Source organism: Agathobaculum butyriciproducens, assembly GCA_003096535.1.
Lineage (GTDB): Bacteria > Bacillota > Clostridia > Oscillospirales > Butyricicoccaceae > Agathobaculum > Agathobaculum butyriciproducens.
The window spans coordinates 155429-167170 of the sequence record QEKJ01000002.1 but is presented as its reverse complement, the minus strand read 5'-3'; the positions used below and the strand labels follow the sequence as shown (position 1 = coordinate 167170).

Annotated in this window: 13 protein-coding genes and 3 pseudogenes; 1 reads left to right on the top strand and 15 read right to left on the bottom strand. The window is 49.7% G+C overall.

Annotated features, from left to right (window positions below):
• Positions 1 to 7: 7 nt before the first annotated feature.
• From C7386_RS03480 to C7386_RS03425, 11 genes and pseudogenes are all read right to left on the bottom strand, one after another.
• A complete protein-coding gene (locus C7386_RS03480; protein WP_003525155.1) occupies positions 8 to 877 on the bottom strand; it encodes a VirB6/TrbL-like conjugal transfer protein, CD1112 family in 870 nt (289 codons plus the stop codon).
• 69 nt (positions 878 to 946) lie between these two features.
• Positions 947 to 1033 (bottom strand): annotated as a pseudogene (locus tag C7386_RS03475) (Maff2 family mobile element protein); the annotation flags it as partial.
• A gap of 89 nt (positions 1034 to 1122) precedes the next feature.
• Positions 1123 to 2787 (bottom strand): recombinase family protein, encoded by a 1665-nt coding sequence (locus C7386_RS03470; RefSeq protein ID WP_007884068.1) that lies wholly within the window; start codon positions 2785 to 2787, stop codon positions 1123 to 1125.
• Positions 2788 to 2793: 6 nt separating this feature from the next.
• Positions 2794 to 2991 carry a hypothetical protein gene (locus tag C7386_RS03465; protein WP_006858666.1) on the bottom strand — a complete coding sequence of 66 codons (198 nt, stop codon included), beginning with the start codon at positions 2989 to 2991 and terminating at the stop codon, positions 2794 to 2796.
• A 242-nt stretch (positions 2992 to 3233) separates the two neighbouring features.
• Positions 3234 to 4526 (bottom strand): virulence-associated E family protein, encoded by a 1293-nt coding sequence (locus tag C7386_RS03455; protein ID WP_007884071.1) that lies wholly within the window; start codon positions 4524 to 4526, stop codon positions 3234 to 3236.
• A gap of 13 nt (positions 4527 to 4539) precedes the next feature.
• Complete coding sequence (locus tag C7386_RS03450; RefSeq protein WP_014081132.1) at positions 4540 to 5181, bottom strand: CHC2 zinc finger domain-containing protein; 642 nt, start codon at positions 5179 to 5181, stop codon at positions 4540 to 4542.
• Positions 5182 to 5245: 64 nt separating this feature from the next.
• Positions 5246 to 6835: a MobQ family relaxase gene (mobQ, locus tag C7386_RS03445; protein ID WP_006859284.1), complete on the bottom strand. Its 1590-nt coding sequence runs from the start codon at positions 6833 to 6835 to the stop codon at positions 5246 to 5248.
• A 152-nt stretch (positions 6836 to 6987) separates the two neighbouring features.
• Positions 6988 to 7347 carry an SdpI family protein gene (locus tag C7386_RS03440; RefSeq protein WP_006859274.1) on the bottom strand — a complete coding sequence of 120 codons (360 nt, stop codon included), beginning with the start codon at positions 7345 to 7347 and terminating at the stop codon, positions 6988 to 6990.
• A 287-nt stretch (positions 7348 to 7634) separates the two neighbouring features.
• Positions 7635 to 7937 (bottom strand): DUF3847 domain-containing protein, encoded by a 303-nt coding sequence (locus C7386_RS03435; protein WP_116704847.1) that lies wholly within the window; start codon positions 7935 to 7937, stop codon positions 7635 to 7637.
• Positions 7934 to 8266 (bottom strand): replication initiator protein A, encoded by a 333-nt coding sequence (locus C7386_RS03430; protein WP_006859272.1) that lies wholly within the window; start codon positions 8264 to 8266, stop codon positions 7934 to 7936. The genes C7386_RS03435 and C7386_RS03430 overlap by 4 nt, the downstream gene beginning before the upstream one ends.
• Positions 8267 to 8452, bottom strand: coding sequence for a hypothetical protein (locus C7386_RS03425; protein WP_033118356.1), 186 nt, complete (start codon positions 8450 to 8452; stop codon positions 8267 to 8269). It abuts the gene before it with no gap.
• 535 nt (positions 8453 to 8987) lie between these two features.
• Here C7386_RS03425 and C7386_RS03415 point away from each other — a divergent pair.
• Positions 8988 to 9809 (top strand): helix-turn-helix domain-containing protein, encoded by an 822-nt coding sequence (locus C7386_RS03415; protein WP_006859270.1) that lies wholly within the window; start codon positions 8988 to 8990, stop codon positions 9807 to 9809.
• Between the two features lie 44 nt (positions 9810 to 9853).
• Here the strand turns inward: C7386_RS03415 and C7386_RS03410 are convergent, their stop codons facing one another.
• From C7386_RS03410 to C7386_RS03395, 4 genes and pseudogenes are all read right to left on the bottom strand, one after another.
• The gene (locus C7386_RS03410; protein WP_022261510.1) at positions 9854 to 10279 is read right to left on the bottom strand and encodes a hypothetical protein; all 426 of its coding nucleotides are present in this window, start codon (positions 10277 to 10279) and stop codon (positions 9854 to 9856) included.
• Between the two features lie 43 nt (positions 10280 to 10322).
• Complete coding sequence (locus C7386_RS03405; protein WP_007884079.1) at positions 10323 to 10850, bottom strand: hypothetical protein; 528 nt, start codon at positions 10848 to 10850, stop codon at positions 10323 to 10325.
• Between the two features lie 230 nt (positions 10851 to 11080).
• Positions 11081 to 11350 (bottom strand): annotated as a pseudogene (locus tag C7386_RS03400) (helix-turn-helix domain-containing protein); the annotation flags it as partial.
• 73 nt (positions 11351 to 11423) lie between these two features.
• A pseudogene (locus C7386_RS03395) lies at positions 11424 to 11576 on the bottom strand (Maff2 family mobile element protein); the annotation flags it as partial.
• Positions 11577 to 11742: the final 166 nt, after the last annotated feature.

The following is an 11742-nucleotide window of genomic DNA, read 5'->3' as shown; positions in this document are numbered from 1 at the left end:
TTCCGTTTTAGTGCGCCTGAAAGACTGATTTGGCGAGACTGCCGGTTTTGAACAGCGTAAAACATAGCAGTACGGTGTAGCCCACGCAGCTCCAGATTGCCATGATGATGTCATCTTCCAGAGCGATGTTCTGCACCAGCACAGCATAAATTGCCACGCAGACGATAATGAGAAACGCCTGAAAGCCCAGCGCCAGCAGGGATCGGAGGTAATTCTGGCCCATACCGCCCCATTCTTTCCCCATCATTGCAGCCATTGGAACGGGAGCCACCGAAGTCACAAGGTAGATTTCGATCATACGGCCATAAATAACGATAAAGATACAGATATATAACGCCCACATAGTAATGCCAATAAAGAGGGATTGGAACCACAGTCCGAACAGCGGTCCCAGATCCATTTCCATCAGCCTCGGTTCCAGATCGGTCATAACTGAGGAAATGTCAATGGACGCATCCGAATTGATAACCCCTGCCGCCTGCGCCACTACGCTCTGCGCCATATCAAAGACGCCCATCACGATATTCCATGTGTTTGTGACAATGAGGATGGCAGCGGCTGATTTGAACACCCACTTGAAAATCATCCAGGTGTCCACATCATGCAGGTTGTTCTTGTCTGCGATCATCTGGATCAGGTCTACGGTCATCACGATAGCCAGGATCACGCCTGCAATCGGCACCATGATGGAGTTGGACAGATTCTCAATCATGCTGAAAATATTGCCATTCCATCCCTGTGGGGTCTGGCCTACCTGTACGGATATATCCGCGACCTGCTGATTTACACTGTCAAACATCCCCGAAAGGTTGCTCATAATGCCGCCCACCAGCATTTCTTTCAGCCAATTTGTCAGGGCTTCAAGTAAGAAATCCATACGGTGTCAACCTCCTTTCCGCCGCCCCCGCAAAACTGCGGGAGCGGCAAGGATTTCATACGGAGACGCTTAGACAGAGAAAAGCCCGGAGAGCAGAGGTACAAGGACCATGCCTACCACGGCTACACCAGCACCGGCCATGAGCTGTTTCATACCAAAATAGGTGTAAAACTCTGCTCGATGGCGGGCGGCGGCGTGTCAAGAAATTTATGGAATTTTTTTAGAACCGCCCCGGCGGGAACAGGTCAGGCCGTGACCTGTTCCACCTCCGGGATGGGTTTGAGATTAAAATGAATTTCAATAGAAATGTGTCGTGTCTTATCGCTGTCGATGTGTTCATGGACAACGATTTCTTTAATCAGACGGTTGAGGGTGGCAGCGTCCAGCTCCGTGATGTCGGCGTATTCCTGAATGGCGTCCACCCATTGCTTGGCGTCCACGGCAAGGCGGATTTCATCAGCCAGCTTCCTGCGCCCCTGTTCAACCCGTTCCTTTAGTTCAGCCTGTTCCTTCTGCGTCTTATCCAGCATGAGATTGAAGTTTGCTTCGCTGATACGTCCGGCAACCATGTCCTCATAGAGCCGCAGCACCATTTTTTCCAGTACCTCAATCCGTTCCTCGTGCTTCGTCAGGGAACGCTCCAACGCTTCCCGCTGGCCTTTCTGCTCGGCTTCACAGGTGTTGGTAAGCCGTCCGGCAACAGCTTCCCCGTCCATCAGGGCGGCCTTCGCACATTCCCGGATTTTGTTCAGCACAAGGCGGTAAAGGGTTTCGTACTCCACACGGTGCTGGGTACAGTGCTGTTTCCCATAGGCATTATAGGTCTTACAGGAATAAATCTGCTTCGGGTGCTTGTCGTTGGTGTAGCGGATAGTCAGTGATTTCCCACACTCGCCACATTTGAGAAGCCCCGCAAACAGGCTGATTTCCCCGGTCTGGCGGGAACGCTGCCGGGATTTCAGCTTGTCCTGCACGATGTCAAAGCTCTTGCGGTCAACAATCGGCTCATGCCGTTCCTCCACCACAATCCAGTCCTGCGGCTTTTTTTCCCCGATGGTGCCGATTTTGAAGCGGTAGTCCTTCTTCTGGGAAGCGATAGCCCCGGTATAGACGGGATTCATCAGGATGTCCTTGATTACCGAAAAATCCCACATATACCGCCCGTTTACCGGGTCTTTCTTTTCCCATTTAGTGCGGACATTGCGGAAGCCCCGTTCCCGGTTCCACCATGTAGGGCAAGGCACCTTCTGTTCTTCCAGCCTGCGCCGGATAAAGTTCGGGCCGTGTCCTTCCAGCGCCCAGCGGAAGATTTGCCGGACAATGGGGGCGGTTTCCTCGTCCACCAGCAGATGGTTTTTGTCCTCCGGGTCTTTCTGATACCCGAAAGGGGCGATACAGCCGGTAAACTGGCCTTGCTGGGCTTTCAGAAGGTAAGAGGAATGTACCTTCTTGGAAATATCCTTGCTGTACATCTCGTTGAGGATGTTCTTGAACGGCGCAATGTCGTTATTCTCCCGCATGGTGTCGATACCGTCATTCATGGCGATATAGCGGACGCCGTGGCGGGGAAAGAAGTCCTCAATGAGTGTGCCGGTCTGCAAATAATTTCTGCCCAACCTCGATAAATCTTTCGTTATGACAAGGTTTATCTGCCTGCGCTCGATGGCTTTGAGCATCCGTTTCAGGTCGGGGCGCTCCATGTTCAGCCCCGTGTAGCCATCGTCCTGATAGACTGCCACAACCTCCCATCCCTGCTTTTCGCAGTATTTTTCCAGCATATCCCGCTGGTTGGCAATACTGGCGCTCTCCCCGTCAAGGTCATCGTCTTTGGAAAGCCTGCAATAGATGGCTGCCCGGAAGCTGCCTGCCAGTATTGCGTCCATGTCTGTATATTCATATCCGTTCATCATAACCGTTTACCCGCACAATCCAGACGGAACACGGTTCTTCTGAACCTCATCCTTATTATACTCTAAATCTTGTGTTTTCGCAAGATTTTCTTTGCTGGTATTCTGCCCATATTTTTGGGCAATCAGGCTCACAAAGACGTCTGTGGCGTCCAGTTCGCCGTCAAAAACTGTGGTAACATGAATCTCTGTTTTCGTTTTTGCCATAGGCAGTTATCCTCCATAATAGAATAAGCCAGACAAGGAGAAGGTCGGCAACGAAGTCCGGCAACGGGCTTCAAAAAACCTGAAAACTATCTCTGTCTGGCAGTTTGGCTCTTATTTTTATTTTCTTTTATTTTTCTGTTGTTTTGGTTGCTGATAAGGGGAAAAGCCCGCAGTTACGGGGGGTTTCCCGGCAACCGGCTCGGCAACGGGAGTGCAACAGGGTCGGCAACCGGCTGCATTTTTCAGAAGGGAAGCTCCATCTGTTCCGTGACTTCCTCAAATCCTTCCGGGATTTTTTCAGCTCCGTTGCTGATGTCCGTTGCTTTCGTTTCACGCTCCCAGCCCTTTTGCCTGCCGTATTCCGGGAACACACGGGGGTTGGAAAAGTAATTCCAGCCCGTCACGCAATGGTTCATGATGTCGTTGACTTCCCGGATTTCCCATTGCTTCGGCTCGTCAAAGGGGTGGTTCAGGGCTTCCTTGAAAAGCTGCTTGGAACACACCATGCCGCCGGTATAGCGGTCAAGGTATGCCTGTATCATCCCGGCCTTGGTGTCCTCCGGCATGAAATCCCGCTGGTGTTCTTTGAGATAGCGCACCATTTCCGGGCTGAAAGACAGCTTAAAATCCCCGCTGCGGTAAACCGTCATGGCTTCTGCCCAGACCTGTGCAAGATAGGCTCTGGAAGCGGCTTCGTCCTCCAAAATGTGAACCTCGGCCTGTTCCGGGTACACCATGACCGGCAGGAAGCGCCGGTTGCCGGAACGGTCAAGGGGCAGGAAGTCAAGGGCATTGGAAGTGCCGCCGAACACACATTGCCGCAGCCTGTCCTCCGGGTGGGTTTCGTATGGGATTTTATAGACCTCCTTCTGTCGGCTTAAAAATGACTTGATTTCCTCAATGCTCTTGGCATTGGCGGTGGCAATCATCTCCGACATCTCGATAATCCAGTGGCCTTGCAGCTTGCGGTACACGTTATCATCATCCAGCTTCCGCAAATCATCGGAAAACCACTCGTCTTTTACTGCCAGCAGCCGGAAAAAGGTGGATTTCCCGGCTCCCTGACCGCCCACCAGACAGAGCATGACTTCAAATTTACAGCCGGGGCAAAATGCCCGGTGGATGGCTCCCAGCAGGAACAGCCGCAGGGCTTCATAGGTGTACTGGTCGGTGTCGGCTCCCAGAAAGTGGCGCAGGCAATAGCGGATACGCTCCTGCCCATCCCATGAAAGGCCGTTCAGGTAGTCCCGGACGGGGTGGTAGCCGTTTTCATTGGCAACAATCCCGATGGCGGCGGTAATCTTTTTCTCACTGGTAAGCCCATAGGTTTCTTCCAGATACAGGAGCAGATAGTTCATATCCGTGTCCGTGATGGCGGTGCCGATGCGGTGGTAGCCGATGGGCTTTACAATGTCCACTCGCTCGGTCAGCAGATTTTTTGCGATTGCCCCGGAAAGCAGCGGGTCATTCTGAAAGACGGTCAGGCAGTTGCGGATACTGTTGCGGACGCTGCCTTTCTCGGTGCTTTCCAGCATGGCCTTTACTTCCTCAATGCTCCGGGGCGGGGCTGCTTCTTGTATGGTCTGTTCTGCGGCCTGCCGTATCTTGGGCGGCAAGCTCTGCCATTCGTCTTTCAAGATTGCTCACTTCCTTTCCATAGTCAACGATAAGGACTGCCCGTTCCTCCATATCCGGGGAGAGCAGCACATCCAGCAGATATTCCACATGGGATTGCTTCTGCAAGGCTTCCACAAAAAGCGGGTGCCATGCTTCTTCCGGCATCTTAGGGGCATAGTCCCGTTTCCAGCGGCGCAGAAGATGGTAATAATCGGACAGCACCCGGAAGCAGTAACGCTCCATGCGGCAAAACCGCTGTTCCGGGGTTTCCTGCCGGGGTTTGGGTTTTCTCCTGCCGGGTGGTTCCCTGTCCTCATAGGGGATGGAGAACTCCTGCGCCAGCATGAGGGCGGCTTCCTTCGGACTGACAGCTTCCAGACGGGAAACAAAGTCAATCACATCCCCGTCTGCCTGACAGCCGAAACAGTGAAAGCGCCGGTCAACCTTCATGCTGGGGTTTTTATCAGCATGGAAGGGGCAGACACACATCCCGTTTCGTCCCACCCGGATTCCAAAATGCTCCGCAGCCTGCCGGGTGGTAACAGACTGCTTGACAGCTTTAAATACATTCAAATAAATCCTCCTGAAAATAAGAAAAGCGCCTGTCATTCTCGAAAAAGAAAATAGCAAGCGCCTATTAAAGTTCCATATCCTGTTTTTTCTCTGTGCGGGGCTGCTTCCGTTTCTCGGCCTGTTCTTCCCGGATACGCTGCGTCCGGCCTTTGACTGCCTGCTGGATGGACGGTTTCTTTCCCGGCTCGGCGGTCTGGCGGTACTGTTCAGACGGAAGAACCTGATTGAGCCAGTGACGCACATCCCGGAGAATCTTCACATCCTCCTGTAATGCGGACAACCGTTCCTTATATCCGGCAACTTCTCCGGCAAGCTGTGTCTGTTCCTCATTCAGCTTTTTAATGCTGTACTTCTTCTCCTTCAAATGCACCTTGAAATAACGGATAGCGGCATTATAGGCGTCCAGCTCGTCCCGATGGGCGGCGGCAAACTGTTCCCGTGGCTTCTTAAACCGGATGGCAGCATACTCCACATGAACCGGCTTATGGGCTTCAAAGTTGGCGATATGGGAAAGCAGGGTGTTGATTTCTTTCATACGCTGTTCTTTCGGCTTCATCTCTGCCCGGATGGAAACGGCCTGCCCGCTGACGGTATCCAGATAAGCGTCCAAACTCTGCACAGTGGACAGCTCCTTTTCCCGCAGATAGCGGATAGCTTCCATAACCTTGTTGAAATCGGCAACGCTGCCTGTAAGCTGGCCTTTGCTTGTCCAGCCTGTACGTTCCTCCCGGCGCAAATCCAGATATTTCCCCAGCAGCTCCGGCAGGGTGGGTTCCTTCGATTCCTGCAAGGCTTCCAGCAGGGCGGCTTTTTTCTCCTTCAGGTCTGCAATCCAGCCTTTCAGGTGGCGTACCATCTGCCGGATAGATTGCATAAGGGAATTGGCGGCTTTGATGTCCCGGTTCAAGTTGCCGATGTTGGTCTGTATCCCTCGTTTCTCCATCTGGCTGACTGCTGGCCCCATATGGACGGTGGGGATTTTATCAAGCCCCTGCCGTTCATAGGAACGAAGGTCAAGGCGCTCCGGGCGTCCGTTGGCTTCCAGATAGCGGTTAGCGGTAGCCGCCCAGCCCTGCCGCCAGATCTCTCCGTACTTCTGGTCGTTCCAGTCCACGGTATCCTCCTTGTGGCTTTTCCAGCTCCCGGACGGGAGCCGGATACGCTCGCCGTTCTCGTCAAGGTCATAAACCTTCCGGCTCTTGGGAAGCCATTTCCCGTTTTCGTCCATTGCCCGCATGGTCAGCAGGATGTGGGCGTGGGGATTCCCATTCCCTTTGTCGTGGATGGCAAAATCGGCAATCATGCCTTTAGAAACAAAAAACTCCCGGCAGTAGTCCCGGATAAGGTCGGCGTGCTGTTCCGGGGGGATTTCCCTCGGTATGGCAAGCACGATTCTCCGGGCAAGCTGGGAGTTCCATTGCTTCTCGATAGCTTCGGCGGCGTTCCACAAAGTATTGCGGTCTGCATACGCTGGTGGGGCGTGGGGCGGCAGCATGATTTCTGTATGGACAATCTCGCTTTTATGGGAATAGTATTTCTGCTTCTGGTCGTACTCGGAAAACAGCCGTTCCCCACTCTGGTAGGCGGCAGACGCAACGGCTGACTGGTGGTTGCTGCGCTGGATTATTTTTATATCATGGTGTGGACAGGGCATAGCGTTCCTCCTTCCTGTGGTTGATTTTGGGCAAAAGAAAAGCAGGAAACCGTTTCTGATTTCCTGCTTAGTGGTGTCGCTGGTAGGCGATTAGTATTCAGTTTTGAAGATTCGGGTCAGGTTGGCTCGATGATGGAAAGCTGTCTAATAGCTTAAAAGTTTTTGTTCGCAAATTTACTTGTAATTCCAGTTTCTGTTTTATAAAATCCAAAAATCAGAAAAATAATTCCAACAACTACTCCTGCAAATACGGTAGTCTGTGTAGAAATATTAAGAAGAAGTAAGGATATACACAAAACGATTTCTACCAAACCTAATGTTTTGCCAATACCAATAAAAATATTAGGTGCTATGCTTTGTGCATAATCCCAATGCTCTTGTGACTTCCGAGATGTAGGCGTATTGTATCCGTTACCGGATGTCATATCTTTTACCGGGTGCTTCTTTAAGATATATCCTACAAAAACCATAACAAAGGGTATGATGAAATTCAAAGCAATCAATCCATACATAAAACCATCTCCTTAGATAGTGTTCGTCATTAGCTTTATTATACTACGGGCAGTCCTGTTTTGGAATAGATAAATTGTAAACTTGCTGGACGGGAACAGCTTGCAGCGCAAGGTGTTCCCGGGCGGCAAGTCCACAAAGGGGTAGCTGGCGCAGCCAGCGCAGGGGAAGTGTAGCGTCCCCTGTGATGATTGGAAGCAGCCGCAACGGTGCTGAAAATCATCCGCTTTCCGCAGGAAGCCCCCGGCAGGGCGCAACGCACCGGCTTGACCGGTGTATAGTTGCGCCCTTACTCCGTAAGGGATTCCCCGGCTACCCGCCCTTTCACGCTTTCTGCAACTATTTTCTTCATGCCACTTTGAGAAAATGCCTGTTTCAGAATGTCCATCACATCCTCGTCTGTCAGCACTTCCGGCCTTAAAAGGAAACTTTCCAGCATAGCTCCTCTGGTACAGAGCCGGTGCGTCCGTTCCTTCCGGGTAAGCTGCTTCACCTGGTGTTCCAGTATTTTTTCTTCATGCTGCGCCCGCCGCAGTCTGGCTTCGCCTTTGGCAATCTCCTGATTCAGCTTTTCCAGCTTCTCATTTATCATGGCAGCCCTCCTTTGGGAAGCAGCGTGTAAATGCGGTTTGGTTCTCCCACACCCCGGCGCACCCGCAGGATAAGCCCGATGTCCTCCAATTCTTTCAGGGAACGCTTCACAGTGACGGGGCTGCGGGAGAGGGCTGCCGCTAATTCCATGATAGGAAAACGGACAAACAAAATGCCGTTGCTATCCTCTATCCCTGCCGTAAGGGTGGTGTTCAGCAGACGGGCATACATGACTTTTGCTGTGCTGCTGATCGGCAGCCGAAGCATTGCGGCGGGTAGCGGCATACAAGGCGGCAGAACCGTGTCTGCGCTCATAAATTCAAATTCCATTTAACTGATTTTCTCCTTTCGCTTGGCTCGTTTTGACAGGTAATGGGGGCAGTCTATCACGACAGCCCGGAAACTCTGCTTGCACTTATGCTGGCACTTCCGGCACAGGTCGTTGTAGGCCACACGCCCCCGGTCATTGAGGAAGAAGGAAAGCTCCAACTTCCGTTTCTTGCTCATTCTCGGCATAGTGCCTCCTATCATAGAAAATCCGCCCATTTCAGCCGTAACAACGGGAACAGGCGGATAAAGGTTTTTGGTGTCATGTTTCGGGGCGATTTTCAAGGAAAATACGGCCATAGAGCCGCTTTGAAATGCCCCATAGTATTACGGACGGGGCAGACTACACCCCGCCGATTTGTCGTGTTTGGGTAGCGTTTTGGTATCAGTTCTGCCGGGTTGTCCTGCTGTCGTTCCTGCCCCTGAATCTCACAGCGGCGTTTCGTTCCCGTTGGTACGCTCGCTGCGGTCAAGGTTCCTCCATTTCCTTGCCGCAGGTCGTTGCGCTACATCGCCGGGGAGCATATCCCATCAGGCCGGTCATTCGATTGGAAATAATCCATCGATGAACTGACTTAATCATAGCTCATTTTTGAACCCTTTCCCGTATGTCCATAAAATAGGAAAACCGCCCCAAAATCGAAAAATTCCACGATTTCGGAACGGTATATGGTATAATAAGGAATAACAGCGGCAGCCAGCCGCAGGAAGGAGCGATGTGTTTATGAAAACCCGCATTTCCGTACAGGAACGCCTGAAAGATTTACGGGTGGAACGGGGCTTGAATCTGGAAGAACTGGCACAGGAAACCGGCATTTCAAAATCAGCCCTCGGCAGTTATGAAAACGACAACGACGAATACAAGGAAATTAACCACGGCAGCCTGTTGAAGCTGGCAGACTTCTATCAGGTGTCGGTTGACTATCTGCTCGGCCTTACCAATAATCGGAGATATGAAAACACCCCGATAGAAGAATTACATTTGAGTGATGAAGTCGTGGAACTGCTGAAAAGTGAACGCTTCAATAACCGGCTGCTGTGTGAGATTATCTCCCATGAAAAATTTAAGGAATTGCTGGCAGACGCAGAAATCTATGTGGACGGGATAGCAACCATGCACTTCCATGACACAAACAGCTCACTGGCTGCTTTACGGGCTATGGTACTGGAAGAACACCCCGAAGCTGCGGCAGACCGGGCAATCAAAGTGTTGGAAGCCTGTCAGATAGAGGAAGAAGATTTTTTCTGCCATGTGACGCACAAAACATGGGACGTCATTCTCCATGATATACGCAAGGCGCACGAAAATGACAGCGAAAGTGCGCCGGATACCACGCCTGCCGATGAACTTATACGGGAAGTACAAAAGGCCATGCAATCTCCGGGGGACAGGGTTCAGCAATTCACGGAGATATTCTGCAAGGCGTTCCGGCTCAAATACAAGCGGCTCTCACAAGAGGAACGAAGCCTTTTGAAAAAGCTGTTCAAGAAATCCCCGCTGATAAAACAGTCTGGTATGAACTTCCGGCGCAGGCCGTGGAAATAAAAACAGCCGTTGTAGGATTTTGTTCCTACAGCGGCTGTTTTTATTTATGAATCTTCTCCAACAAAAGACAGGATATTTTCATCAGTTTGTAATGTAATTGTTGCGCTTTCTGAATCATCAGAATAAACTCTTGTTCCATATACGCCTGTAACAGGCTCCTCTAAATTTTCAAAAGTTAATCCGAGTTTCGAAGAAGAATTGTCAATCTTTTCAAGCGAATATGTACCTGTCCATTCTTGTTTATGAGTGTTATCTGTTAAGATAAAACTTTTTTCTTCAAAACTCAATGTCAAATCCAATACTGGTATGTCATCATGCACTGAACCTGAGAATAACATATTACCATCTAAATCAGTAATAAATTCTAAAGACCAGTTATATGATGATACCGACCGAGTTTGGGAAGAATCACACGAACATAAGCCTACACACATAAAAAAACATACGCATATTGCCAATAACCGTTTCATTTTACCTATTACCAACCTTAATTCACAACTGTTTTGCATTTAATTAGGGAAGTGTCACAGGGTAAGAAATAGCGAAAGCTCCACCGCCTGCCAAGGCATTATTAGCGGTAGCAACACCAGAAACAGAAACCGTTCCCTTATCTCCGCTATTACCTGTTCTTCCAGTATCCACATCAGTTTCGATTGTTTCTTCACCGTCGGCTAATTCTGCAAATGCCGTATTGGTGGATTTTTTGTTCATAAGCACATTAACTGTACCAGTCATACCAGTGAACTCCGGTTTTGGAGATTCATACCACGGTACATACAACTTCACATGAACTTGAATCCCATCATCCTCATCATAAGTTGCATAAGAGTTAATACGAACATTAGCGACTGCTCTTTTGGTGACACCATCGGAAATCATAACATCGGTTAAGTATCCGTCATATTCTCCAATGACTACCGGCTGTTGAGTATCCGTTATTTCCGTTGTTGTTTCCGCTGCAAAAGCAGGAACCGCACTCACAGAAAAAAGCATACAAAACGCTACCAACGAGGTAAACAATCTTTTACTAAATTTTTTCATAAACAATACTCTTTTCTAAAATGACCAGAACCTACATTTTTTGTATTCAGTTATTGGCAATATGCTACTAACCTGCAAGCACACTCTCAAATCATAAAATGTTTCAAATGTACTTGTTTTATTTTATGATAGCACTTATTTACATTGGGTGCAATAGAAAATATACACCATTAAAATTTAATTTTTTGTGCAAATCGAATCAAATATAAAATTATATCGCTTTAGATATTGTCCTGTTCTAATTTAATCACATTCATAATACCACAATTCAAGGCTTCACAAATGCGAACCAGCGTTTCCATGCTGATATTCTTTCCCTTGCCCATGTTGGCAATCATATTTGTGGTAAGACCGGCGGCAAGCCGCAAATCCTCTTTCCTCATGCCACGCTCTTTCAGTGTGTTCCATAGTGGCTGATAACTAATGTGCATAGGCTTCCCGCCTTTCTTTCCATCGTCAAGTGTTTTATACCCATTATAGCAGAAATCTTGCGTTTCCACAATATTTCTTGACTACACCGCCGGTTCCGTCTGGATTGTGCTTTTCCTTTCTCCGCTTTTATTACATCTAATTAGCCATGAGCTGCTTCATGCCCTGGCTCTTGGCGCCGGGGTTGTCGTTGCCGTAACCTTCCAGCAGGTTGATAACGCCCCAGATACCGAGACCGGCACCGAGCGCGATAACGAGGGTCTGAAGAACGGTGATTGCCTGTTCAAAAAATGCCATATAGTTTGTTAGCCGGAATCTGATTAAAAAATAGGTTTGTCATGTTTCATAGGCATACAAAAGCCGGAACAATCTGCCGCCCGGTTTCCGGGGGCATGATTCCGGCTGTCCTCCTTTTTCATTATTTTTTCTCGCGATTGTCCGCTTTGTACGCCAATGGCCCATA

What these genes read in the sequence shown, in the direction of transcription:
- C7386_RS03480 (WP_003525155.1), bottom strand. Translation starts at nt 877, where the DNA reads ATGGATTTCTTACTTGAAGCCCTGACAAATTGGCTGAAAGAAATGCTG.
- C7386_RS03470 (WP_007884068.1), bottom strand. Translation starts at nt 2,787, where the DNA reads ATGATGAACGGATATGAATATACAGACATGGACGCAATACTGGCAGGC.
- C7386_RS03465 (WP_006858666.1), bottom strand. Translation starts at nt 2,991, where the DNA reads ATGGCAAAAACGAAAACAGAGATTCATGTTACCACAGTTTTTGACGGC.
- C7386_RS03455 (WP_007884071.1), bottom strand. Translation starts at nt 4,526, where the DNA reads ATGCTGGAAAGCACCGAGAAAGGCAGCGTCCGCAACAGTATCCGCAAC.
- mobQ (WP_006859284.1), bottom strand. Translation starts at nt 6,835, where the DNA reads ATGCCCTGTCCACACCATGATATAAAAATAATCCAGCGCAGCAACCAC.
- C7386_RS03440 (WP_006859274.1), bottom strand. Translation starts at nt 7,347, where the DNA reads ATGTATGGATTGATTGCTTTGAATTTCATCATACCCTTTGTTATGGTT.
- C7386_RS03435 (WP_116704847.1), bottom strand. Translation starts at nt 7,937, where the DNA reads ATGATAAATGAGAAGCTGGAAAAGCTGAATCAGGAGATTGCCAAAGGC.
- C7386_RS03430 (WP_006859272.1), bottom strand. Translation starts at nt 8,266, where the DNA reads ATGGAATTTGAATTTATGAGCGCAGACACGGTTCTGCCGCCTTGTATG.
- C7386_RS03425 (WP_033118356.1), bottom strand. Translation starts at nt 8,452, where the DNA reads ATGCCGAGAATGAGCAAGAAACGGAAGTTGGAGCTTTCCTTCTTCCTC.
- C7386_RS03415 (WP_006859270.1), top strand. Translation starts at nt 8,988, where the DNA reads ATGAAAACCCGCATTTCCGTACAGGAACGCCTGAAAGATTTACGGGTG.
- C7386_RS03410 (WP_022261510.1), bottom strand. Translation starts at nt 10,279, where the DNA reads ATGAAACGGTTATTGGCAATATGCGTATGTTTTTTTATGTGTGTAGGC.
- C7386_RS03405 (WP_007884079.1), bottom strand. Translation starts at nt 10,850, where the DNA reads ATGAAAAAATTTAGTAAAAGATTGTTTACCTCGTTGGTAGCGTTTTGT.